This window comes from Pseudomonas entomophila, from assembly GCF_023277925.1.
In the GTDB taxonomy this organism is placed as follows: domain Bacteria; phylum Pseudomonadota; class Gammaproteobacteria; order Pseudomonadales; family Pseudomonadaceae; genus Aquipseudomonas; species Aquipseudomonas entomophila_D.
Genome location: NZ_CP063832.1, coordinates 1,750,353 through 1,774,783, shown reverse-complemented (window position 1 = coordinate 1,774,783; position 24,431 = coordinate 1,750,353). Strand labels below are relative to the sequence as shown.

Below are 24,431 nucleotides of genomic sequence, written 5' to 3'. Positions count from 1 at the left end.
CCGGGCGTTGCAATACGGAGTGTTAACAACGCGGTTTTTCATCAATGCAACTAAGGAAGGTCGTAGTGAAGCAAGTCAGAAAGGATGACAGCGCGTTCGCGCAGGGCTGGGCCCTGGCCCCGCTGGGTCGGGCATTGCTGGGTTGGGCGGCGCTGATGGGCACGGCCCAGGCCGCGCCCTACGTGGAGAGTGGTCGCCTCGGCGACGCCGGCAGCTGGCGCAGCGACGAATTCAAGGCCGACTGGGGGCTGGGGGCGATTCACGCCGACAGCGCCTATGCCGCCGGCTACAGCGGCAAGGGGGTGAAGCTGGGGATCTTCGACCAGCCGGTCTACGCGCCACACCCCGAGTTCGCCGGCAAGGATAAGATCGTGACCTTGGTCACCAGCGGTATCCGCCAGTACACCGACCCCTACATCCCGGTGAAGGCCGGCGATGCTTTCCGTTATGACGGCAGCCCGTCGGTGGGCTCGGACGGCAAACTCGGCTCCCATGGCACCCACGTCGGCGGGATCGCCGCCGGCAACCGTGATGGCGTGTCGATGCACGGCGTGGCCTACGCCGCGCAGATCATCAGCGCCGACAACGGTGACCCTGGCCCCGAGGACGGTATCGTCCTGGGCAACGATGGCGCGGTGTACAAGGCCGGCTGGGACAGCCTGGTGACCAGCGGCGCGCGGATCATCAACAACAGCTGGGGCATCGGCATCACCGATCGCTTCGCCAAGGGCGGCCGCAACCCGGATTTCCCGCACTTCACCGTGGACGATGCCCGGGCGCAGTTCGCGCAGATCCAGCCGCTGCTGGGCACCTTGCCCGGTGGCGCTTATGACGGGGCCATCGCCGCCGCCCGCAGCGGGGTCCTGACGATCTTCGCCGCCGGCAACGACTACAACCTGAACAACCCCGATGCGATTGCCGGGCTGGGCTATTTCGTCCCGGACATCGCCCCCAACTGGCTGACCGTGGCGGCGTTGCAACAAAACCCCGACACCAGCAGCACAAACCCGTACCTGGTCAGCACGTTCTCCTCCCGTTGCGGCTATACCGCGAGCTTCTGCGTCTCGGCCCCCGGCACCCGGATCTACAGCGCGGTGATTGGTGGTACCAGCCTGGCCGACCTGACCCAGGGCTACGCCAACAAGAACGGTACGTCCATGGCCGCGCCCCATGCCGCCGGTGCGGCGGCGGTGCTGATGGAGCGCTTCCCCTACATGAGCGGCGCACAGATCGCCAGCGTGCTGCGCACCACCGCCACCGACATGGGCGCGCCCGGCATCGATGCCTTGTACGGCTGGGGCATGATCGACCTGGACAAGGGGATCCGTGGCCCGGGCATGTTGGTCACTGAACAGGACATTCCTGAGGAATTCCGCATCGCCGGTGGCTACGGCCCGAGCCAGTTCGTGGTCGACCTGCCGGGTATCGGCGCCGTGGTGGATGCCGGCAAGCCGACCCAGCGGCTCTGTAACAGCCTGGGTTGCGGGTTGGACCTGTGGAGCAACGATATCGCTGGCCATGGCGGCCTGACCAAGCAAGGCATCGGCACCTTGGTGCTCAGCGGCAACAACACCTACTCCGGCCCGACCCTGGTCAACCAGGGACGCCTGGCGGTCAATGGTTCGCTGCAATCGACGGTGGCGGTCAATGCCGGTGGCGTACTGGGCGGCAATGGCCGGATCGGCGCGCTGGTGGTCAACCCCGGCGGCGTGGTGGCGCCAGGCAACTCCATCGGCACCTTGCAGGTGAGCTCCGACGTGACCTTCCAGCCGGGCTCGACCTATGCCGTGGAGGTGGATGCCACGGGCAGCGACCGCCTGGTCAGCGGTGGCAAGGTGTCTCTGGGCGGGGCGAACCTGGCCCTGGACCTGCAGAACCCCGGGGTTTCGCTGCAATCCCAGCAGGCGCCGAGCCTGGTGGGGCGTCAGTTTGACATCCTGGATGCGGCGGGCGGCGTGCAGGGCAGTTTCGCCAACGTGCAGTCCAACCTGCTGTTCCTTGGGGGCGGCCTGGCCTATAGCGGCAACGGGGTGCAGCTGGCGGTGCAACGCAGCGCCAGCTTCGCCAGTGTCGGTTTGACCGCCAACCAGCGTTCGGTGGCCGCAGCCGCTGATCGACTCGGCGCGGGCAACCCGGTCTACGAGAGCCTGCTGCTGTCGACCGATGCCGCCAGCGCCCGGCAGGCGTTCGACCAACTGTCCGGGGAAATCCACCCGGCGGTGGGCAACCTGCTGCTCAACGACAGCCGCCAGCTGCGCGACGCCATGGGCGAGCGTACCCGTCTCGCCGCTGCGACCGTGGATGGCCAGGGCAACGGCCTGTGGGTCAAGGCCCTGGGGGCCTGGGGCAAGGCCGACGGTGATTCCGCTCGGGCGCGCTACAGCAGTTCCATTGGCGGCCTGTTGCTGGGGGCCGACGGGCAGGTGAGCGAAGACACCCGCATCGGCGTCTTCACCGGCTACAGCGACAGTTCACTGAGCATGGGCGATGGTCGTCATTCCTCGGCCAGCGTCGATAGCTACCATCTGGGTGCCTATGCCGGCAAGGAACTGGAGCAGGTGCGCCTGAGCCTGGGCGGCAGCCACAGCTGGCACCGCATCGAGACCAAGCGCGAGCTGCAGTACAACGAGGTCAGTGACCGTCTGAAGAGCAAGCGCGATGCCCAGAGCACCCAGGTGTTCGGCGAAGCCGCCTGGAAGGTCGCCGTGCCGGGCATGGCGCTGGAGCCGTTCGCCAACCTGGCCTATGTGCATATCGACAGCGACAGCTTCAAGGAGCATGGCGGCGCTGCCGCGCTCAAGGGAGGGCAGGATAACCGCGACGCCTGGCTCTCGACCCTGGGCATGCGTGCCGGCAAGCAACTGCAACTGTCCGGCGGCCAGGCGGTGGAGCTTTCCGCCACCCTGGGCTGGCAGCACAACCTCAGCTCCACCGGGGCTGACCAGCACCTGGCCTTCGCTGGCCAGGGCGATAGCTACAAGGTGCAGGCGCTGTCCCTGGATCGTGATGCGGCGGTGGTCGGTCTACGGGCGGGGGTCGCCCTGGGCCGTCAGGCCCGGGTCAACCTGGACTACAACGGGCTGCTGGGTAGCCGCGACAACAGCCACGGTGTCGGCCTGACCCTGGACTGGGCGTTCTAAGGCCCCTGCAACGGATAGACAAGGTGTTGCACCTGCCCCGCGGGCCTGGCAACGGGTCCGTGGGCGCAGTCAAGTCGATGGGGTGCGTTCAGCGCCATGAGCGAGAGGCACCCCATCGGTTCTACAGGCGATCAGCGTGCCTCAGGCACGATGATGTGCAACGGCGCCTCGCCGGCGCGACGGCGGGCCACGCAGTAGTACAGCACGCTCGGCACCACCAACCCGATCAGCCACGACACATCAACGCCCCCCAGGTGCGCGACCATCGGCCCGGTGTACAGCTTGGTGTCGATGAAGGGCATCTGCACCAGCACGCCAAAGGTGTATACCGTGATACCCGGCCAGTTCCAGCGCCCGTAGCGGCCGTTGGGGTCGGCCAGCGCCGGAATGTCGTAGCGCTCTTTGGTGATGAAGTAGTAATCCACCAGGTTGACCGCGCTCCAGGGCACGAAGAAGGTCAGCAGGAACAGGATGAACGACTTGAACGCACTGAGGAACGAATGCTGGCCGAGCAGGGCGAGCAGGGTGGCCGCACCGACGATCGCCAGCACGAACACCAGGCGCTGCACGCGGCTGATGTGCAGGTGGCCACGCAAACCGCTGATGATCGTGGCGATGCACATGAAGCTGCCGTAGCTGTTGAGGGTGGAGATGGTCACCTTGCCGAAGGCGATGCAGAAATACAGCAGCGCCGCGGTGGTACCGGCACCGCCCAGGCCGACGATATAGGCCACTTCGCGTCCCGAGAACTGGCCGCCGGCAATGGCGGCGGCGAACACGCCGAGGATCATCGAGGCCTGGGCGCCGATCACCGAGCCCAGGCCGGCGGCGAGGAAGGTCTTCACCGGCGACGTGCTGCTGGGCAGGTACCGCGAGTAGTCGGCCACGTAGGGGCCGAAGGCGATTTGCCAGGACGCCGCCAGTGACACCGCGAGCAGGAAGCTGCCCCAGCTGAAATGGCGGTTGGCAAGCAACTGGCCGATGTCGGCGAGCATCAGGATGCGGCTGAACAGGTAGATGAAGGCGATGATCCCCAGCACACTGGCCAGGCGCCCGATCCAGTGGATCACCCGGTAGCCGGCCAACGTGGCCAGCACGATCACCCCGGCGAAGATCAGGATGCCGGTGCTATCGCTGACGCTGAGCAACTGGCCGATGGCCTGGCCGGAAAGCACCGTGCCGGTGGCGGTGAAACCCAGGTACATCAGGCACACCAGGGCCATGGGAATGGCCGCGCCGTAGACGCCGAACTGCACCCGGCTGGAAATCATCTGCGGCAGCCCCAGGCGCGGCCCCTGGGCGGCGTGCAGGGCCATCACCGTGCCCCCGGCCAGTTGCCCGATCAGCAGGCCGATCAGCGACCAGAACACATCGCCGCCCAATACCACGGCCAGGGCGCCGGTGACGATCGCGGTGATCTGCAGGTTGGCTCCCAGCCACAGGGTGAATTGGCTGTACACCCGTCCATGGCGTTCAGACTCGGGGATGTAGTCGATCGAGCGCCGCTCGATCACAGGTTTGCTGGACATCGGGGGAGGGCTCCGCTTCGTTGTTTTTGTGAGGGGCGGCGGCCATCGGCGCAACGCAGGGCGGATGACCGAGGCTTGATATGAGCATGTATATACAAGTCTGGTCAAGTGAAGGTTCACGCGAATTTCAGCCCCATTCTTGGGGCCATCACAGCCCACTGTTGCGCAAGGCTAGGGGCTAACTGTGCTGGTCCCTCGCAGGCGATTGACCTTATGCTGCAACGAAATATTTCTATAACAGCCTGAAGAAGGAATGCGTGCAATGCCACTCAAGGACCTGCTGATCGCCCTGGTGGTGATCATCGCCTGGGGCGTCAACTTCGTGGTCATCAAGGTTGGCCTCGATGGCCTGCCGCCCATGTTGCTGGGGGCCTTGCGCTTTCTGTTGGTGGCCTTCCCGGCGGTCTTGCTGGTCAAGCGGCCGAACCTGCCCTGGCGCTGGTTGATCGCCTATGGCGCGACCATTTCCCTGGGCCAGTTCGCCTTTCTCTTCCAGGCCATGTACAGCGGCATGCCACCGGGGCTGGCCTCGCTGGTGCTGCAATCCCAGGCGTTCTTCACCCTCGGTTTCGCCGCGCTGTTTCTCGGTGAACGGCTGCGCCTGGCCAGTGTGCTGGGGTTGTTGGTGGCGGCCAGCGGGCTGGCGGTGATCGGTAGCGAGAACAGCAGCCACGTGCCTGTGATCGCCCTGCTGCTGACCCTGTGTGGCGGCGCCATGTGGGGCATGGGCAACATCATCACTCGGCGCTTCGGCAAGGTTGACCTGGTGGCGCTGGTGATCTGGGGCGGGTTGATCCCACCGTTGCCGTTCCTGGCATTGTCCTGGTGGCTGGAAGGGCCAGAGCGGATTGGTCATGCGCTGGCCAACATCAGCTGGAGTTCGGTACTGGCGCTGCTTTACCTGGCCTTCGTCGCCACCATGGTCGGCTACAGCCTGTGGAGCACGCTGCTGTCGCGCCACCCGGCGGGCAAGGTGGCGCCGTTCTCGTTGCTGGTGCCGGTGGTTGGCCTGAGCTCTTCCGCCGTGCTGCTGGGGGAACGCCTGAGCACGGCGCAGTGCTGGGGGGCGTTGCTGGTGATGCTGGGGTTGCTGATCAACGTGTTCGGGCCACGCCTGGGGCAGCGACTGCGCGCCGCCACCGCCCATTAAAAAGCGCCACAACTCTTTTAGGAGCCAGCCTTGCTAGCGAACCCCGTCACCGCGGTTCGCCAGCAAGGCTGGCTCCTACAGGCATTTAATTTGTTAGCATCGGCTTCTTTTTGTCAGGAGCAAGCCCATGATCATCAGCACCACCAGCCAGCTTGAAGGCCGCCCCGTCGCCGAGTACCTCGGCGTGGTCAGCGCCGAATCGGTGCAGGGGATCAACTTCGTGCGCGATTTCTTCGCACGCTTTCGCGACTTCTTCGGCGGCCGTTCGCAGACCCTGGAGAGCGCGCTGAAGGAGGCTCGCGAGCAAGCCACCGAGGAACTCAAGGCGCGGGCACGGCAGTTGCAAGCCGACGCAGTGGTGGGGGTGGACTTCGAAATCAGCATGCCGTCGGTGCAGGGGGGCATGGTCGTGGTCTTCGCCACCGGCACGGCGGTGCGCTTGAAGTGATGTAAGTTTGCCATCGGTCGGGCAATGCCGGATTGTCCGACAGGTCTGCAAATGACCGGCTAGTCTCACTTCATCGGACCGCTGTTTATCTAGGCAAACGAACTGTTTGTCGGCACGGTCACCGCTTGAGGGAGTCTGGGCATGAGCGAATCCTATTTCGAAGACCTGAACGATGCATTCCCAATCAACAACCAGGTGCGCTGCGGGCAGTCGTTCTTGCGCCTGGGCTTCGCCAACATGACCCTGGACGAGACTGAACAGTTGCCACCGGCACACCTGCAGCGCGCCAAGAAAGGTCGCTTCACCCCTCGCTTCCCCGCCAGGAAGTAAGCCGACGCACACAGCGCCCCGCCCAACGGCGGGGTTTTTTTTGCATTCCTTGATCCTGCTCATGGTATCGGTGTGTCGCCCTCGCCGGAGGCTGGCGACTGTGTTTTTCTTGCGCGGCATTTGACCAAACGGAGTATTGATTTCAATGCGAATCAGGGAAGAGACCTACTGGCAGTGGGCCGATGCGCAACTGCACAGCCGCAGCCACGACGAAGAACTGAGCGATGGCACCAGCCTCGATGTGCAGGTGCGCTTGTCGCGTCTCGGCGCCACGCAGTTGTTTCTCGGGCTGTATGCCAGTAACGGCAAGGCCTTGCTGGAAGAGTACTACCCCGCGCGCCCCGGCGAGACCATGACCCGTGCGCTGGTCTGGGGTGTGGATCGCGCCCGTGCGCTGGCCACCGGCGCCGTACCGCTGCCAGAGCGCTTGCCGCGCCGGCTTCAGGCCTGAGCGTGGCGGTTGCGGCTGGCCTGGACGATGCGTTCGGCAGGCACCCGCAGCTGGCGCAGCAGGTACTCAGCGAACTCGCCTGACCAAGGTTGCAGGGCAATGGCCTGGGCCATGCAGTCGAGCCAGATGGCGCTGTGGGCTTCGCTGATCGGCCATTGGGCGTGGAACGAAGGGATGGCGATCGAACCGTAGCGTTCGCTGTACAGCCGCGGCCCGCCCAACCAGCCGCTGAGAAAGCACGCCAGCTTGTCGCGCGAGCCGGACAGGTCGTCCGGGTGCATGCGCCGTACGCTGGCGGCCGACGGGCTTTGCGCCATCAGCCGGTAGAAGTCATCGACCAGCCGGCGCAGGCCGTCAATGCCGCCAGCGGCCTGGTAGGAGGCGTCATCGGTACCAAAGGCAGGGGTGTTCATCGGATGCTCCAGGGTGAAAAGAGCAGGATACTAGCAGGCATGAAAAAGCCCGGCGGTTCAGGCCGGGCTCAAGAAGCGGCGTACTACTGGTTGAACCTGTTTCAGTTCAGCGAGTCGATCACCTTGACTGCCTGCCGCTCACGGGCCGCAGGCCATTCTTGTTGCAGGGTCTGGAGCACGCGGCCGACGAAGGTGGTGTCGGCGGCGGCCTTCTTGCCGACGTAGCCCTGGCCACGGCGGTAGACCTTGAAGCGGGCGCGCATGCTGGGCATGTGCGATTCGAATTCGGCTTCGACCGTGTTGGGCGGCAGGCGGTCCAGGCGGACCTCGCCGGACTGGCTGACCCACAGCAGGTGGTCGTCGAGGCTGTCCTTGCGCGCGGCGAACAGCTGGGCCAGTTGGTGGATGGTCGGATTGTTGTTCAAGTTCATCATTTCAAAGCCCCCATTACTCTATTCGTCGGTGAATTTCGCAGGTGAAGTTCACATTCGGCGCTACACCATGTAGCGCACTAACCAAGGCTGCTACAGCAGCATCGCAACAGGGGCTTTCTCACGCTGCCTTCTGGGCAGTTTCCCTCTCCACGGACGGCCTGCGTTACCGCGCAGGCCGTCTGGAACACCCTTGCCACCGCTCCCGATCGGGGAGACGGCCTCATCATGCACAAGGGCCGGGAAGGGCGTCAACAGTTTTGTAGTGAATATTTTTTAGCACTACATCTTGTCGGACAATCCTGCTTTTAGTTCATGGGGTTCCATTGTCGCCGTGCTCGAGGAAGCCCGCGCGCTGGCGCAGGCGCGTGTGATACGCCTCCAGCGCCGGCAGTGGCGGGTGCTCCAGCGGCGTACGGCGCCAGCGGTTGAGCGACAGGCCGATGGCCACGTCGGCCAGGCTGAAGTGGCTACCGGCCACGTACGCATTGGTGGCTTGCAGGCGCTGTTCGAGCAGGCGCATCCGCGCGGTCCACTGTGCGCTAGCCGCGGCCAGCAACGCCGGGTCCTGGTGCGCGGGGGACTGGCGCACCAGGGACATGAACGGGTAGCGCCAGGCATCGTTGAGGTCGGTGGCCTGCCAGTCGAGCCATTGGTCGACGGCCGCGCGGGCACGCGGCGCGGCAGGGTAGAGGTGGGCGCCGCCATGCTGGTTGGCCAGGTAGCGCAGGATGCTGTTGGACTCCCACAGCACGAAGTCGTCATCGACGATCACCGGCACCATGGCATTGGGGTTCAGGGCCAGGAACTCCGGTGTGTCGGTGGCCTGGAAGCCGCTGCCCCAGTCTTCGCGTTGATAGGGCAGACCCAGCTCGGTGCAGGTCCACAGCACCTTGCGTACATTGATCGATGACGCCTTGCCGAGGATTCTCAACATGTTTCAGCGCTCCAGGCTGGCGAGGATGCGCTGGGCGGCGCGCACGCGCTCCTCGTTGGGGTAGTTGCGGTTGGCGAGCAGGACAATGCCCATCTGCTTCGAGGGCACGAAGGCGATATAGGCGCCGAAACCGTTGGTGGCGCCGGTCTTGTTGTACCAGGCGGCGGGCTCGGCGGGGAGGCTGGGGACCAGGGCCTTGGTGGCCTGGGGCTCGCGGATCATGTTGGCGCCATTGCCCGCCAGCAAGGTGTCCAGGGCCACTGGATACGGGTAGCGCTCCCAGCCCAGGCCTTGGGTCATGGCGCCGACCTGGAAGTAGCCGGCCTGGGTGATGGCGATGGCCTTGCGCAGCGCCGGGTCGAGTTCGTTTGGTCGCACCTGCAACTGGACGTAGCGCAGCATGTCGCTGGCGCTGGTCTTGATGCCATAGGCTTCGTCGGCGAAGGGACCGGGGCCGACCCGCACCGGCTTGTCGGCGGCGTCGTAACCTTGGGCATACAGCCCGCGAGCGTTGGCCGGTACCTCCAGGTAGGTGTGGTGCAGGCCCAGCCGTGGCAGCACATCCTGGGTCATCACTTCGGCGAACGGGCGTTGCTGCGAGCGCGCTGCCAGATTGCCGAACAGGCCCAGGCTGGGGTTCGAGTAGCAGCGCATGGTGCCGTGTTCGAACCGGCGCTGCCAGTGCTGGTAGAACGCCAGGACCTGTTTGTCGGTCTGCACTTCGTCCGGGAATTGCAGTGGCAGGCAGTCGCCGCTGTAGGCCCCCAGTTCCAGCACACTGGCGCTGCCGATCGCGGTGCCGGCCAGGGCTGGCTGGTAGCGGCTGGCAGGCGCGGCGAGGTCGAGCTTGCCTTCGGCGCTGGCCAGGGCGGCGAGGGTGGCGGTGTAGGTCTTGCTCACCGAGCCGACCTCGAACAGGGTATCGCGGGTCACGACCTGTTTTTCCTGCGTGTTCGCATAGCCATAGCTGAAGTAGTGCGACTGGCCATCGACGTACAGGGCCACGGCCATGCCGGCGATGCCTTGCTCGCGCATCAGCGGCTGGATGACGTCATCGACGGTCGACTGCAGATCGTCGGCCAGGGCCGGCAGGCTGGCCAACGCCAGGGTGGCGGCGAGGCAGAGGCGGTGGGTGTGTTTCATGGAAAAGCAGTCCTTGTCGAAGTGCGATACGGGAACCTGTAGCCTGCGCCTGTCCGTTGGGCGACATTGCCAGGGGTTCCGGCGTTAGCGCGGGAAAAGCGCAGACCTTATCGTCCGGGCTTGCACAATGACAAGACGGAATACGTGATGAAGTATTTGCGCATGCTTTTCGACAATTTCACCCTGGCGTTGCTCGGGGTGGTGTTCATTGCCACCGTACTGCCCTGTTCCGGCGAAGGGGCGGTGCTGTTCGGCTGGCTGACCAACCTGGCCATCGGCCTGCTGTTCTTCCTGCACGGCGCCAAGCTGTCGCGCGAGGCCATCATCGCCGGCGCCGGCCACTGGCGGCTGCACCTGCTGGTATTCGCCTGCACCTTCGTGCTGTTCCCCTTGCTGGGCATGGCGTTCAAGCCGCTGTTCGTGCCACTGGTGGGCAACGAGCTGTACCTGGGGGTGCTCTACCTGTGCGCGCTGCCGGCTACGGTGCAGTCGGCGATCGCCTTCACTTCGCTGGCCCGTGGCAACGTGCCGGCGGCCATTTGCAGCGCCGCGGCATCGAGCCTGCTGGGGATCTTCCTCACGCCGTTGTTGGTGATGATGCTGCTCGGTGCCTCCGGAGATACCGGCTCAGGGCTGGATGCCGTGCTCAAGATCACCCTGCAGCTGCTGGTGCCTTTCGTCGCCGGGCAGATCGCCCGCCGCTGGATTGGCGACTGGGTCCGGCGCAACGCCCGCTGGTTGAAAATGGTCGACCAGGCGTCGATCCTGCTGGTGGTCTACACCGCGTTCAGCGAAGCGGTGGTCACCGGGCTGTGGCACAGCGTCTCGGCGCAGCACCTGGCGGGGCTGTTCGCCGTGTGCGGCATCCTGCTGGCGGTGGTGCTGCTGGGCACGCGCCTGCTCGGGCGTGTGTTCGGGTTCAACGTCGAGGATCGCATCACCCTCCTGTTCGCCGGCTCCAAGAAAAGCCTGGCCACCGGCGTGCCGATGGCGCAGGTGTTGTTCGTCGGTGGTGGCATCGGCGCAATGATCCTGCCGCTGATGCTGTTCCACCAGATCCAGCTGATGGTCTGCGCGGTGCTGGCCCAGCGCTACGCGGCGCGGATTGAGGCCAGCAACGAGGTGGTGGCTTCCTGACTCATTTCGCGCAGCAGTGCGGCTTGGCATCGGTGCCTTCGTAGCGGTCGTGGTGACGCACCCAGTCCATCGTGCCCGCCTCGTTACGGCCCAATGGGGCCAGGTCGAGGAAGTTGTAGGCGTTGACCAGGATATCCAGGCCCCGGGCGTAAGTGGAGTAGGTGTGGTAGAGGCTACCATCCTGGTCGCGGTAGAAGGCGCTCAGCCCGGGCAGCTCGTTCTCGCTGCCTGTGTAAGGCTCGTAGTTGTACTGGGCGGTGCCGTCGGTGGCGACGCTGACGCCGAAGTCCTGGTTGAAGCGGCTGCCGTGGGAGGAAAACCACGGGAAGTGCCAGCCCATGCGGTGGCGGAATGCCTGGAACTCGGCGTAGGGGGCGCGGGACACCGCCACCAACGACACGTCGTGGTGCGCCAGGTGCAGGTTGGCGCCATCGAAGTGGTCGGCCAGGAACGAGCAGCCCGGGCAGCCTTCCTGCCAGCCTTCGACGAACATGAAATGGTAGACCAGCAACTGGCTGCGTCCGGCGAACAACCCGTCGAGGCCAAGTTCGCCGTCAGGGCCTTGGAAGCGGTAGTCGTGTTCGATTCTCACCCATGGCAAGGCGCGGCGGGCGGCGGCCAGTTCGTCGCGGTGATGGGTGAACGCCTTTTCGTGCAGCCACAGTTGTTGCCGGGCGGCTAGCCACTGGCTGCGCGAGACCACGGTGTGCTTGGGGTGGGTCATGGTGGTGACTCCAGGCTGAGGGATTCAACCTGTGGTCGAACGGGGCTGCGGTGGAATCGACAGTTAAAGGCACGTGGCCGACGAACGGCGGGGGATGGGAGGAAGGGCCGTTGTAGGAGCGGTTTCAGGCGCGATCACCCGCAAAGCGGGTGTCAGGGGAGTGTCAGGTACGCGTTGTCCGCATCGCGGCTGAAGCCGCTCCTACAGAGGCGCTTGCATCTGCTCGATCAATGCCCACAAACGCGGGTCATCGTAGTCCTCGATCACCAACTGCGCCCCAACCTCCCGCAGCCGTTCGGCCGGCTGCGTGGTCGCCAACCCCACAGTGAAGATCCCGGCATCGACGGCCGCCTTGACGCCTGGCAGCGAGTCCTCGAAGGCCAGTGCCTGGCCAGCGTCGGCGCCCAGGCGTTGCAGGCCGGTGAGATACGGCAGCGGGTCGGGCTTGGGGCGTTCCAGCTCGTCCGCGACCAGCACATGCTTGAAGCGCTCATCCAGGCCCATGGCACCCAGCATGTGCTCGGCATTCAGGCGTGGGGCGTTGGTCACCACGCACATGCCGATGCCGTGCTGTTCGGCGTGCGTCAGCAGGTCGAGCAGGCCAGGCAGGGGCGACAGGTTGGGTGACAGCTCGCGAAACAGTGCCTCTTTGCGCTCCGCCAGCCTCTGGCGTTCGGCGTTGTCCGCGTGCGGGAACAGTTCGGCGAACAGCAGGCCGTTGGAGCGCCCGCTGACCTGGGTATCGAACTGCTCCTGGGTCAGCGCGCGGCCGTCATGGTCATGCAGCAGTTTGCGGAAGGCCTGCAGATGCAGGGTATCGGTGTCGGTGAGGGTCCCATCGAGGTCGAACAGCAGGGCGGTCAGCATCGGGTATCCTGGCGAAACGGTTGCGGGCGGAGGGTTCCTCGGGATTCTAGCCGCAACCGCTGGCCGCATGTGAAACGATTCAGTGGTAACAGTCGATTGGCTGTCGGCTGTCAGTTCTGCGTGGGGGCGGCTTTAGCCGCGATGCGGGCATCGCGGTGACTGGCACCCGCTCCTGCAGAGGTCGTTTCAGTTCAATACTCGGTTCAATCGCCCTGTGCATACATCCATCGCATCAACGAATTGCGCCCACTGATCCCCAGTTTGATCGCCGCCCGCCGCAGGTAGCTTTCGACGGTGTTGACCTTCAGCTGCAGGTGCTCAGCCTGCTGTGGTGCCGTGCGTCCGGCGAGCAGCCCTTTGCACACCTGCATCTCCCGCTCCGACAAGGTGATATCGGCCTGGCGCAGGCGTTCGATGAAGCGCTGCTCCAGGCTTTCCGGCTCGCTCGGCTCTGGCTGCGTGGGCTGCAGGGCACTGATGTGTTTCTCGAGCATGGGCAGCAGCAGTGGGGAGATATCCTCCAGCCGACTGCGTTCGACGGCGGAGAACCCATAGCGCGGATTCGCGCGCAAGACCGTGATCTCGTAGCGGTAGCCATCCTTGCGCCGCGCCAGGTGCAGGCGCGCTGGCTCGTCGAAGGCATCGCCTGGCTCGCCTGTGCTGAACACCGTCTCGCTGAGCAAGGTGGCGTCGGGGCGGGAAGAGCAGGCGCCAGCCACCCGCATCTGGCGAATGAGGGTGGCATCGATGGTCAAGTGGGTCTGGATCAGGTCGTGCAGCCGCTGGGGGAAATGACGGCTGCCGGTACTGGCTATGACTTTGCCGATCTGCGGAAAAAGCAGGTGCGAATTCATCGTGTCATCCATGATGTGCTGTGGAACGAAGGCCCGTGCACGCCAGTAACCAGCGTCCTTGGTTGACGGCACGGCCGTTGGAGCTGCTTGCTATCCTAGTACAACGGTTCAGTGACGGTTAAATGAAGCGGCAATAATGGCATGACAATATCGGTTGTTGCAGGGCCGCTTCGGTTCTCCTGGCAGTCGGGTATGATGCAAGCCCTTTGCACACAACGAGGCCCGTTCCATGTCCCTGAGCGCAGAACAGATTGGCGAATTCCGCGGCTTCGCCGAACAGCTGGCCGACGCCGCTGCCGCCGCGATCCAGCCGTATTTTCGCGCAAGCCTGGAGGTGGAGGACAAGGGCGGGCGCCTGTACGACCCAGTGACCGTGGCCGACAAAGCCGCCGAGGACGCCATGCGCGAGCTGATCCAGGCGCGCTACCCGGACCATGGCATTCTGGGTGAAGAGCAGGGCGAGGCCGTTGGCAGCAGCCCGCTGACCTGGGTGCTCGACCCGATCGACGGCACCCGCGCCTTCATCACCGGCCTGCCGCTCTGGGGCACGCTGATTGCCCTCAACGACGGTACCCGCCCGGTGATTGGCGTGATGAACCAGCCGTTCACCGGTGAACGGTTCGTCGGTACGCCGGAAGGCGCCTGGCGCAGTGGCGCCCCCCTGAAGACCCGTGCCTGCACCGACCTGGCCTCGGCCACGCTGATGTGCACCACCCCCGACATGTTCGACACCAAAGCGCGCCAGGCGGCCTTTCACAAGGTGGCAGGCCAGGCTCGGCTGATGCGCTACGGCGGCGACTGCTACGCCTACTGCATGCTGGCGTCGGGCTTCGTCGACGTGATCGTCGAGGCGAGCCTGCAGCCCTATGACGTGCAGGCCCTGATGCCGATCATCGAGGGCGCGGGTGGGGTGATCACGGCATGGGACGGTAGCTCGGCGCAGAATGGCGGCTGCGTGGTGGCCTGTGGTGACAAGGCGCTGCATGCGCAGGTGGTGGAGATGCTGCGTCACGCCATGTGAATGTGAGCCGCTCTGCCTCCCTGTAGAGATTACCAACGGTCCGGGTACTGTCCGATTATCGAACTGCATGGCCTGGACCGATGTCCGCTATCCGCCCATCGTTTGCCCAGGCCGCATTGCCCATAGCCAGGTTTTTTGCTTAGTGTGGGCGCTACCAGCCGACTGTCGACTGCCCCGACGCCCCTGTGGCGGCCGGATAGAATGACCGTGACCGACCGCGTTCGCAGCCCGCCCGGGCCGCAGGATACGGCGCCCATAACAATAACGATGGCGAGTGCCTTGCCCATGGAAAGCCGCCTGTTGAGCGAGCAAAGCTGCGTGTTCCACCGCGCCGACCCCTATGCGGTGTCCGACTACGTCAACCAGCATGTGGGCCAGCACCATATCGGCTTGTCCCGCACCACGCACCCCCAGGCCAGCCTGAGCCATCGCAAATTCGCCGAGCTGGACCTGTGCCGTATCAGCTATGGTGGCAGCGTGCGTGTCACCTCGCCGGCGCTGGAAACCATCTACCACCTGCAGGTGTTGCTCAACGGCAATTGCCTCTGGCGCGGCCGCCAGCGTGAGCACTACCTGGTGCCGGGCGAGCTGCTGCTGATCAACCCGGACGACCCAGTGGACCTGACCTACTCCGAAGACTGCGAGAAGTTCATTCTCAAGGTGCCGGTGCGTCTGCTCGAGTCGATCTGCGACGAGCAGCGCTGGCAGCGGCCCAGCGGTGGCGTGCGCTTTCTGCGCAATCATTACCGGCTGGATGAGCTGGATGGTTTTCTCGGCTTGCTGGGGATGGTCTGCAACGAAGCCGAAGTCAGCGATTCGCTGCCTCGGGTGCAGGGGCATTACAGCCAGATCGTCGCCAGCAAGCTGTTGACACTGATGAGCACCAATGTGCGCCGGGAGTCGTTGGGCGGGGCGGGCCTGGAAAGGATCCTGGGGTACATCGAAGACAACCTGAAATTCGAGCTGAGCGCTGAAACCCTGGCCGAGCAGGCGAACCTGAGCCTACGGTCGTTGTACGGGTTGTTCGATCGACACTTGGGGACCACACCCAAGCAGTACATTCGCCAGCGCAGGCTGGAGCGGGTGAGGGCGTGCCTGGGCGATGCCAGTTGCGGCGTGCGCAGTGTCACCGAGCTGGCACTGGACTATGGCTTCCTGCACCTGGGGCGGTTCTCGGAGAGCTATCGGCAGCAATTTGGTGAGTTGCCGTCGGAGACCTTCAGGCGTCGGCAATGACGCGTTTCGCAGGTGGTTCCCACAGGTGTAGCAGCGGCTTCAGCCGCGATCTGGGCACTGCGGTGCCTGCATCGCGGCTGAAGCCGCTCCTACGGAGGTCATATCGGATCAGTGGGGCAAGACGGTGCTGAGTCAGGCCACGTCCACCAGCACGATCTCGCTGTCCTCGCGCGCGGTCACCCTCAACACGCTTTCCTGCTCGATCGCCACGCCATCGCGGGCCTTGGCCTGCAAACCATTTACCTCGATCACGCCCTTGGCCGGCACCAGGTAGCCACGGCGTCCACTGTCGAAGTGGTACTCGGCACTTTCTCCGGCACGCAAGGTGGCGGCCACCAGGCGGGCATCGGTGCGAATGCGCAGGCTGTCCTCGTCACCTTCACGGCCGCTGGCCAAGGTCACGAAACCTTCGCCACGCTCACCGTTGGGGAATGGCCGGGTACCCCAGGACGGCGCGTCGCCCAGCTTCTGCGGGATGATCCAGATCTGGAAGATGCGCGTATCGACCTTCTCCAGGTTGTATTCGCTATGGACGATACCGCTGCCGGCACTCATCACCTGCACGTCGCCCGCTTCGGTACGGCCTTTGTTACCGAGGCTGTCCTGGTGAGTGATGGCGCCTTCGCGGACATAGGTGATGATCTCCATGTCGCGGTGCGGGTGCGGCGGGAAGCCACTGCCGGCGGCGATCAGGTCGTCGTTCCACACCCGCAGGTTGCCCCAGTGCAGCCGTGCCGGGTCGTGGTATTCGGCGAACGAGAAGTGGTGGTGGGCATCGAGCCAGCCGTGGTTGGCGTGGCCCAGGCTTTCGAACGGTCGCAGTTGCAGCATGATGATGCTCCTTGGATTCGGTGGAATGGGGCCATGATGCGCGGCTTAAATATCTAAAAAAAGCGTAAATATCGGCTAGATATGATCAATAAAATAGATAATTTAGATGCTATACCGCATGCGATTCATCGCCTAATCCACTGATCCATAAGCATTCGCTGGCGCTTTGCCGCGGATGAGGCGAACATGCCTGCTGTTTCGATTTTCAATGGAGTGACCGTGTCTCACGAGCATCCCCAGGCTCCGGCCGACCTGACCCCGCCCGCCCAACTGCCCTGGCTGCGCCGCTTCGCCGCGCGCCTGCTGGGGCGTGGCCTGAGCCGCTTGCGGGCACAGCACCGCGACTCGTGGTTCCTTGGCCATGCCGATGGCTTGCGCAACGGCCACGCCGACGGCCTGCGTGACGGCTACGAGCGTGGCCGCGTGGAGGGCTACGAAGCCGGGCGTCAGGTACTGGTGATCCGTGACAGCCGGCCCGACGGTTCAGGCGTGCCGGGCCGGGACGACAACCTGTTCGACGACTGGCGCCTGCCGTTGACCGCCGAGCTGAAAAAGCGCTTCAAGGCCGACGTGGCCCAGCGCTTGCCAGCCTCGGCCCAGCCCAGCACGGCGCAGTGGAAGCTGATCTTCAGCGACACGCCGACCACCTGCGTGGTGGCGGGGGCTGGGGCCGGCAAGTCGACTTCGCTGGTGTTGCGTATCCTGCTGTTGCGCCATTACCTGGGTTTCGAGCTGGACGCCATGACCGTGGTGACCTTCACCCGCGAGTCGCGCAAGGATTTCATCCAGCGCCTGCTGCAGGTGTTCGCGCTGTGGCAGATCGAGCTGTCGCCTGCCCAGGGCCGTGAGCTGGTGCGCACCTTCCACTCACGCATCCTGCCGCTGGTGCGCAGCTTGCCAGGGTTCGCCCAGGTGCGTGCGTTCGAGACCCTGGGCAACGAGATGCCCGTCGGTGGTGAAGCCAATGCCGAGAGCAACCCCTTCGACCTGCGCCTGAACGATGCTCAGCGCCAGCAGCTCAACCTCTGTTACAGCGTGCTGCTGGGCGAAAGCCCTCGTTTCGCCGAGTTGGTCGGCGTGCTGCGCCAGGAAGCCCTGTTGCTCAAGCCACTGGACCCGGAGCACCCGGATGTGCAGAAGCGCGCGCAGGTCACGCAACTGGCGGCCCAGCGCGACGAGGAGCTGTGCGATGTGATCGAGGACCTCTGGTTCGCCGCCGGCGCCTGGCCGATCAAGGGCATCGAGCCCTGCCGCGACACGGTGCAGATTCGCGGTAGTCGTTTCCACGTGCAAGGTCGTCTGGAAGGGCTGGATGCCTGGGTGGTCCTGGGCTTCGATCCTTCCGAGAGCGCTCAGTACCAGCGTCCCGGCGCCAAGCTGACGGTGCGGGCGGAGTGGGCAGTGAAGCGCACGCTGTTTCAAGCTTTCTGCGATAAGCCTCTGATATGGCTGGATAATTATGCTTCGGCAAAACGCTTGGCGGCGTCGCTCGCAGGCGATGCCATGGCCGGGCCGGGCTTTGAGTACAAGGTCAAGGGGGAGCTGGCGGCATCGCCATTGCTCGACGCTTTCGTCACTGCCGCCAGCTTCATCGAGAACCTTGGCCTGGACGTCAATGCCGCCGTGGCCGCCATGAGTTTCCCCGCCGGTGACAGCGACGCGGCATTCTTCGAGGCCCTGGCGCTCTATTGGAAGGCCCTTGAGGCGCACCTGATGGCGCAGTCGCCGCCGGTGATGACCTACAACCGCATGTTCGCCTTGTTCGGCGAAAACAATCCGGAGAACCTGGCGCTGTTGCCTGACCCGCTGCTGCGTCCGCTGGCGCACCTGATGATCGATGAGTTCCAGGATGTTTCGCCGCAGATCGTCAGCTGGCTGCGCGCCAGCCTGGCGGAGATTCGTCGTCGTGGCCCGGGCATGCACACGGGGCGCGCGGCCCAGCATGGGTCATTGATGTGCGTTGGTGACGACTGGCAGTCGATCTATGGCTGGCGCGGCAGCTCGCCCAAGTACTTCATGGAGTTCACCAAGGCATTCCCGTCACCATCGAACACCCGGGTGATGCTGGTGGAAAACTACCGCAGCCAGCAGCACATCATCGATGCCGCCGAGCATCTGGTGAAAGGCGCGCCGGCGATCGCGGGCAAGAAGGCCCGGGCGAGCGGGTTGGCGGCAACGTTGCCGTTGTCACCGGTGAAAGTGTTCGAACGTGACGAGGCAGCGTTGGCGCAGACCTTGATCGAGCATTACGAACGCGGTGAAACAGTGATGATTCTGTTTCGAAAAAGTATCGATAAGTTATTGATTGAAAAAGAAATATTACCTTTACTTAAAGCTGATTCTAGCTTGCCGCCGGGGCAGCGCCGGCTGCGCCAGCTGACCTATCACAGTGCCAAGGGGTTGCAGGCCGATGCCGTGTTCATGCTGGGGGACTGCCAGTACCTGACCAGCTCGCCCTACAAGAACCAGGTGTACCGGTTGGCCGGCCTGGGCAAGCCAGGGGATGCGCAGGCGTTCGACACGGCACAGAAAGAGGAAGTGCAGCGCCTGGCCTATGTTGCGGTCACGCGGGCGGCCAGGCACTGCTACTGGTATGTGGAGAAGCCCAGTGGCGAGGCCGCAGGGCAGCCTCGCGCGTCGAGCCAGGTGCAGGGGCGGCAGGCCTTCTTCGAAGACCTGCGTGGCCTGTAGATCAGTTGTTGGGGTCGCGGCGCGTGGTCAGTTTCAGGTAGAGGGCGTCCTGGTCCTCCTCCAGGCCCAGCGCCATGCGGTTCATGCCCGTGACGTACTGGTCGCTGGCGATCTCCAGGCGCAGTGGCTGGCCATCCTCACCCAGCGGGCTGCGTTGCAGTGCCTTTGACAGCGCATCGGCCACGGGGGGCTCTAGCGGCCCTTCCAGGTCATTCCCTTCCAGATAGTCCACGCCAACATCCCAGCGCTTCCTGAGGGCATCGAACCGGGCTCGATATTCTGAGCGCAACAGGCGCCGCCAGGTCGGTTGCCGCGAGATCCACTGACGGCGAGCCTGGGCGTCCAGGTCCCGTTTCTCGACTTCATCGCCGATGGCTTCCTCAGTCCAGACCGAAATATCGGCGGTGTCCCGGTACAGCATGTCGCGTTGAAGCTCGGGGAAGTCGAGCCTGCTCGACAAACCCGTGCGCAGGGCCAGGCGCATCTCGATCAGGTCAAGCCCCTGGCCCAGGCCGTTGATCAGCACGTCGTCCGACACGGTGTCGAAACGGTGCAGGGGTGGCACCGTCGGCTTCACGCCACGATCGCCTACCGGCAAGGCGCGCCAGGCGTCCAGGGCCTGCATGGCATTGCGCCTGGCCTGGCGGGCGTTGAACAGCGCCTGGGCCAGTTCGTTGACCTGATCGCGACGGAACAGGCGACGGAAAAACTGGAACAGCCGCGGTGTGGTTACCTGCGCGCCAGCGGCTTCATCGTAGGCCATGATTTCGATCTGCAGGGTGCCGAATGCATCGGCGCCGGCGTCGCCACAGGATACCGGAAACTCACTGGCGACTTGCTCCAGCCGCTTGCGCAGGCGGGTGCTGGCTGCGGCCCGCTCCAGCAATGCCCAGACCTGGCGGGCGAACGCCTCGGGTTGGCGTCGCGCACTGGCGGACATGCCGACCTGTTCGACGACCTGGCGCAGGTTGGCATGCCTGTCTCCATCGAACAGTGCTTTCCACGTCGTTTTCTGTGGTTCGGTCGCGTGCTCCAGCCAGTTGATGCGTGGTGTTGTCGCAGGGGCGGGCGCAAGCCCCTGGCCTGGGTCTTCGAAGAGCGGTTCGACTGATACACCCGCCACCTCGAGGCCGCGGCGGACGTTCTCGTCCAGTGGGTTGTAGTTGAATCGCCAGCGGTACTGGGAGCGCCTTCCCAGCAGTCCGTCCGCGTAGGGGGATACCAGCAAGGCCTGCATGTCGGGCACCTGGTCGATACGGTTCATGCTCAGGTCGAGCTCGCGCAGCATGCTCGGTGTGCGCTGCATCAAGCCGCTCAATCCAGCGGGCCAGCGTTCGAGCTGGCAGTTGTCCAGATGCAGGGTGGCGAGGTTGTCGAGGCCGGTCAGGTCGGGGCTGGTAACCAGTGGGTTGATGCTCAGGCGCAACTCGCGAAGTTCGCCCATATTGCGGAACTGGTTCGCCGTGTCTGCGTCCAGCGTGATGTTGTTGAAGCGCAGGTCCAGGGTTTCCAGGCGCAGTCCGGCCAGCATCTGCAGATCCTGTGGGGTGAGCGTCAGCCTGTTGCGAGGCAGGGAGAGGCTGCGCAGGTGCTGCAGTTGTGGCAGTACTTCATTGGCCTCGGCGGGCAGTTGCCCCATGGGCATGCCGTCCAGGCGCAGTTCGCGCAGTTGTGGGGCGTTACGCAAGGCGCGCAGGATGGAGGATGCGCTCATCTGTGGGCTGTTTATCACCTCGACCCGTCGTAATGATGGGAACGCTTGCAGGAAGTCGTCGGGCAACTCGATCACATTGAGATTCTCCAGCACCAGTTCGGTGATGTGGTCGAAACGCGTCGAAAGTGATGGCATTGCATCGAGTGCCAGGTTGGACAGGGTGAGCGTTTCCCCTTCCATTCGCTGCCAAGCGCGTATCAGAACATCGCAAGCTCGGTTGTAGAACTGCCCGACTTCCTCGCCCCAGTCGTTGGCACCCATGCTTGCCCAGTCCGTCAGCTGTTGGCGCAGTCCATCCAGCTGTGTGCGTAGCGCCTGGATCTGTTCGGTCGCATTGCCCCTGGCACGCAGGGTGGTGAGCAACTGGCGCAGCTCACGGTCGGCCAGGCCTGGGTACAGCGCGTGCAGTTCGCGCTCGGCCCTGGAGGCGAAAATGCCGGGGCTCAGGGGGTAGCCAAAACGCCCATCGCTCAGGCGTAACGGCGAGCGAAAACCCCTGGGCAGCGGTTGCTGGCCGATCAGGCGGGCGGCGCGTGGGCGATCGGCCAATGCGGCGTGGTAGCACTGCTCGGCCGTCCACTGTGGATGTTGGGCAAGCAGGCTGGCACGGATGCTCTGGGTGTCGGCGTTTGCCAGGCTGCTTCGGTACAGGCCCAGGATGGCTCGGTCCAGGCGTACGCGGGCTTGCATCAGGCGAGCTTCCTCGGCGATGCGCAGGGGCACGCGGCCGGCGAGCAGGGTTTCCCGTTCGAGGGTATTGGCCTGGCCAGCCAGCTCCTCCAGCGCTTGCCTGGGCAAGGTCGGAAACTGTCGGCCGAGGGGGCCTGTCGAGGGCCAGGCGGCTTCGCAGGTGCTCTTGTAGAAATTGTCGAACAGCGACTGACGCTTCGTTGCGAGCTGGTCGGCCATCAGGTTCTGCAGCGCCTGCTGGCGGTGCGCGGTATCGGTACCCTCGGGTAACAGTGCGTTGACCACGTCTTCGTCCAGATGCTCAAGGACGATGCGTGCCAGATCGCCATTGTCCAGATCGGTCCGGGTCAGTTGGATCACGGTGTCACCCAGCCAGTCGCGCCCATAGCGCGTCGCGCTTCCCATTGGCTCGGTGCCGTCGAACACTTCCAACACGACATCTTCGGGCCAGCCGGGCAGTTCGCCCAGCACGCTGATGGCGAACTGCTTGTAGGCGGCCAACGGGCTGCCCGCACGGGTACGAGCGATGATGTCGTCGGTGGTTGTGTCGGCTTCAAGTCGTCGCAAGGCGTCTTCGAGCAGCGCCGGGGGGCGCCTGCCATCGGCATGCAGTTGTTCCAGCACGCCACGGTCCAGCTCCGTGCTGTCGAGTGCGGCGAGCAGGTCTTCGTCCTTCAAGCCCGTGCCGAGTGGGCCGAGGCGGCGCATCAATGTGACGCGGCTCCAGTCCTGTGGGCGTTCGTGCTGCATTCGCCAGGCCCCTTTGCCGTTACCCTCGATTCGCGGCTGATAAGCCTGTGGATCGTGCGGATGCACGATGCGCCAGTGGCCCTCGGCGTCCCGGGTAACTTCGTGGAGGTGGTCAGCCAGCTTGATGAAGTGTCGCGCGTCATGGTCAAGGATGCCTTCTGCATCTGGCAGCAGGCCCTCAGGCAGCGCGACCGGGCTGCGGTACTGTTCGAGTTGCGGGTGCCACAGGCGTTGCTCGCCGTCGACCCAGATGCTCTGCATCCAGTCGACGAACCCGGAGGCCTTCGCCACCTTGGCGGCACCTGCGATGACGATGACGCCGCCGAGATTGACGAGCAGCGACTCGACTTGCGCCACCGCTTCGGCATTGTCTGCTTCGGACCAGGCTTCGAAACCATGGAAGATGCTCGCCATTACTTGCGCGGCTCCCACGGCCAGCATGACCGCGTCGAGGCCCGGGACGAACATGGCGGCGACGTTGAGCAGCGTCAGGCCGCGTTCGGCCCAGTGTTTCAGGCGCTCGGCACGTGCCTTGGCATCCATGTCCGCCGTCGGGACCGCGACCCCGCGGGCATCAGCCTGCAGGCGCTGAACATGGGCATTGAAGAGTTTGGGCCAGACGGGGAAGGCGATCGGCACTTGATGCACCGCCAGCGCCGGGAAGCGGGCGGGCCGCGGTGCGTCATCTTCCTCGTGCGCCTCGTCGGCCACCTGCCCTTGCCAGGGATGCACGCCGGGTTCGGTTTCGCCAAAAGCGGGTGAAGGCGGTTCGAGGGGGATCACATCCGGACGGCGTTTTTCGAACAGCCTGGCCGTCAGCTTCCTGGCCATCTCCGGGCGATCCTTCAGCGCGACATGCTCAAGGAAGCGTCCGCGATAGGCGGGCTCCAGCAGGCGCCGGCGCACATACCTGCCCAGGGCCAGCAAGTTGGCGAACTCCTGCACGGGATGTTCGTCATCGAAAGGCAGATAGGCGATACAAGGTGGTGTGGTTATGCCTGTGGGCGTCAACAGGAGCAGGTCGTGCACCTGGATGTCGAGCATGGTCAGGGTCTGCGCCACGATGGGGTGGGTGCCGTAGCGCGGGGCGGTATCGGTGACACAGAACTGGCGCAGCGCCTGGTAGCCCGCGTCGCTGAGTTTGCCCCGCAAATGCGCGATCATGCATTTCACTGCCAGTTCGTCGCGGCGGGCCTGGACCCATGCTGGCTGCACCTGGGCCTTGCGGTCACCGCCATACAGGCTTTGCAGGTGGGCCTGGTAGCGCTTGCCCAGGTCCAGCATGCGGCAGCGGCTCACGAACTGGCTGGTGGTCAGGCCAGGCAGCTCGGCGCTGTCTGTAATGCTAGCTTGCAAGGTACTGAACGAGCCGACCTCGGCCATGCCCTCGAAGTTGTGCAGGGCGGCCTCTAGCAGGCTGGTGAGGGTCGCGCTGCCGGTCGGCTGCTCGGTAAACAACGGCGGGCGAGGGGTGTAGTGCGAGGCATCAGGGTCGGGAAAGTCGCCTTCCTGGTGTGAAGTGAAGGGTTGGAAGCGAAATTGTGCGTCTGTCACGGGGACCGTCAGGCCGAGTTCCGCCTGCAGCAGGGGTTCGCAAAACTCGGTGATACCACGCAGACCGTTCAGCGCCTTGGCCAATGCCTTGTGGCTGGTGGCCCGGCGATGGATGGCATTGCGCAGGTCGGCCCTCTGTTTGGGGCTAGCCTGCGTGAACCATTCCGGGAGTTGGCCTTCTGCGTTGACGTGCTCCGCACGCGCGCGGCTCAGCAGCCTGCTGGCCTGTGTGTGATGAAGGTGTTTCGTCCAGCCGGGCAAGCTGCGCAGGATCTGCTGCTGGTGGTAGGGGGGGGGATGCTGTGCATGGTCGTGCTCCATGAAGGTAAGCGGCCATTCAACAGCGGCAGAAGCTGGCAGGGGTGGTACATATTGGATTCGGATGCAACC

19 protein-coding genes are annotated in these 24,431 nt (G+C 64.6%); 9 read left to right on the top strand and 10 right to left on the bottom strand.

Annotation, left to right across the window (positions count from 1 at the left end):
• Positions 1 to 155 precede the first annotated feature (155 nt).
• On the top strand, positions 156 to 3,140 hold the full coding sequence (locus tag IM733_RS07710) for an autotransporter domain-containing protein (RefSeq protein WP_248921139.1): 2,985 nt from the start codon (positions 156 to 158) through the stop codon (positions 3,138 to 3,140).
• 131 nt (positions 3,141 to 3,271) lie between these two features.
• Here the strand turns inward: IM733_RS07710 and IM733_RS07705 are convergent, their stop codons facing one another.
• On the bottom strand, positions 3,272 to 4,669 hold the full coding sequence (locus IM733_RS07705) for a purine-cytosine permease family protein (RefSeq protein ID WP_248920304.1): 1,398 nt from the start codon (positions 4,667 to 4,669) through the stop codon (positions 3,272 to 3,274).
• Positions 4,670 to 4,931: 262 nt separating this feature from the next.
• Between IM733_RS07705 and IM733_RS07700 the strand changes: the two genes are divergently transcribed.
• The 4 genes from IM733_RS07700 to IM733_RS07685 all read left to right on the top strand — a co-directional run bounded on the left by IM733_RS07700 (position 4,932) and on the right by IM733_RS07685 (position 7,048).
• On the top strand, positions 4,932 to 5,819 hold the full coding sequence (locus IM733_RS07700; protein ID WP_248920303.1) for an EamA family transporter: 888 nt from the start codon (positions 4,932 to 4,934) through the stop codon (positions 5,817 to 5,819).
• Between the two features lie 127 nt (positions 5,820 to 5,946).
• On the top strand, positions 5,947 to 6,267 hold the full coding sequence (locus IM733_RS07695) for a YbjQ family protein (protein ID WP_011534182.1): 321 nt from the start codon (positions 5,947 to 5,949) through the stop codon (positions 6,265 to 6,267).
• Between the two features lie 141 nt (positions 6,268 to 6,408).
• Positions 6,409 to 6,597, top strand: a complete 189-nt coding sequence (locus tag IM733_RS07690) for a hypothetical protein (protein ID WP_011534181.1) — start codon at positions 6,409 to 6,411, stop codon at positions 6,595 to 6,597.
• A gap of 145 nt (positions 6,598 to 6,742) precedes the next feature.
• On the top strand, positions 6,743 to 7,048 hold the full coding sequence (locus IM733_RS07685; RefSeq protein ID WP_248920302.1) for a hypothetical protein: 306 nt from the start codon (positions 6,743 to 6,745) through the stop codon (positions 7,046 to 7,048).
• Here IM733_RS07685 and IM733_RS07680 read toward each other — a convergent pair.
• The 4 genes from IM733_RS07680 to ampC form a co-directional block, all read right to left on the bottom strand.
• Entirely contained in the window at positions 7,039 to 7,461 is a 423-nt protein-coding gene (locus IM733_RS07680) for a group II truncated hemoglobin (protein WP_248920301.1), read from the bottom strand. The genes IM733_RS07685 and IM733_RS07680 overlap by 10 nt on opposite strands.
• Before the next feature lie 101 nt (positions 7,462 to 7,562).
• Entirely contained in the window at positions 7,563 to 7,895 is a 333-nt protein-coding gene (locus tag IM733_RS07675) for a hypothetical protein (RefSeq protein WP_248920300.1), read from the bottom strand.
• A 310-nt stretch (positions 7,896 to 8,205) separates the two neighbouring features.
• Entirely contained in the window at positions 8,206 to 8,829 is a 624-nt protein-coding gene (locus IM733_RS07670; protein ID WP_248920299.1) for a glutathione S-transferase family protein, read from the bottom strand.
• Positions 8,830 to 8,832: 3 nt separating this feature from the next.
• A complete protein-coding gene (gene ampC, locus IM733_RS07665) occupies positions 8,833 to 9,972 on the bottom strand; it encodes a class C beta-lactamase (RefSeq protein ID WP_248920298.1) in 1,140 nt (379 codons plus the stop codon).
• A 147-nt stretch (positions 9,973 to 10,119) separates the two neighbouring features.
• Here ampC and IM733_RS07660 point away from each other — a divergent pair, with 147 nt between their 5' ends.
• Complete coding sequence (locus IM733_RS07660) at positions 10,120 to 11,109, top strand: bile acid:sodium symporter family protein (RefSeq protein WP_248920297.1); 990 nt, start codon at positions 10,120 to 10,122, stop codon at positions 11,107 to 11,109.
• 1 nt (position 11,110) lies between these two features.
• Here IM733_RS07660 and IM733_RS07655 read toward each other — a convergent pair whose 3' ends face one another.
• The 3 genes from IM733_RS07655 to IM733_RS07645 all read right to left on the bottom strand — a co-directional run bounded on the left by IM733_RS07655 (position 11,111) and on the right by IM733_RS07645 (position 13,554).
• Positions 11,111 to 11,833 (bottom strand): DUF899 domain-containing protein, encoded by a 723-nt coding sequence (locus IM733_RS07655; protein ID WP_248920296.1) that lies wholly within the window; start codon positions 11,831 to 11,833, stop codon positions 11,111 to 11,113.
• Positions 11,834 to 12,034: 201 nt separating this feature from the next.
• Positions 12,035 to 12,700, bottom strand: coding sequence for an HAD family hydrolase (locus IM733_RS07650; RefSeq protein ID WP_248920295.1), 666 nt, complete (start codon positions 12,698 to 12,700; stop codon positions 12,035 to 12,037).
• 203 nt (positions 12,701 to 12,903) lie between these two features.
• A complete protein-coding gene (locus IM733_RS07645) occupies positions 12,904 to 13,554 on the bottom strand; it encodes a helix-turn-helix transcriptional regulator (protein WP_248920294.1) in 651 nt (216 codons plus the stop codon).
• 229 nt (positions 13,555 to 13,783) lie between these two features.
• Between IM733_RS07645 and hisN the strand changes: the two genes are divergently transcribed.
• The gene (gene hisN, locus IM733_RS07640) at positions 13,784 to 14,575 is read left to right on the top strand and encodes a histidinol-phosphatase (protein ID WP_248920293.1); all 792 of its coding nucleotides are present in this window, start codon (positions 13,784 to 13,786) and stop codon (positions 14,573 to 14,575) included.
• A 285-nt stretch (positions 14,576 to 14,860) separates the two neighbouring features.
• Entirely contained in the window at positions 14,861 to 15,811 is a 951-nt protein-coding gene (locus IM733_RS07635) for an AraC family transcriptional regulator (RefSeq protein ID WP_248920292.1), read from the top strand.
• Positions 15,812 to 15,943: 132 nt separating this feature from the next.
• Here the strand turns inward: IM733_RS07635 and IM733_RS07630 are convergent, their stop codons facing one another.
• Positions 15,944 to 16,642: a pirin family protein gene (locus tag IM733_RS07630; RefSeq protein ID WP_248920291.1), complete on the bottom strand. Its 699-nt coding sequence runs from the start codon at positions 16,640 to 16,642 to the stop codon at positions 15,944 to 15,946.
• 186 nt (positions 16,643 to 16,828) lie between these two features.
• On the opposite strand from IM733_RS07630, the gene IM733_RS07625 reads away from it, so the two are divergent.
• On the top strand, positions 16,829 to 19,333 hold the full coding sequence (locus IM733_RS07625; RefSeq protein ID WP_248920290.1) for a UvrD-helicase domain-containing protein: 2,505 nt from the start codon (positions 16,829 to 16,831) through the stop codon (positions 19,331 to 19,333).
• Between the two features lies 1 nt (position 19,334).
• Here the strand turns inward: IM733_RS07625 and IM733_RS07620 are convergent, their stop codons facing one another.
• Complete coding sequence (locus tag IM733_RS07620) at positions 19,335 to 24,362, bottom strand: dermonecrotic toxin domain-containing protein (protein ID WP_248920289.1); 5,028 nt, start codon at positions 24,360 to 24,362, stop codon at positions 19,335 to 19,337.
• Positions 24,363 to 24,431: the final 69 nt, after the last annotated feature.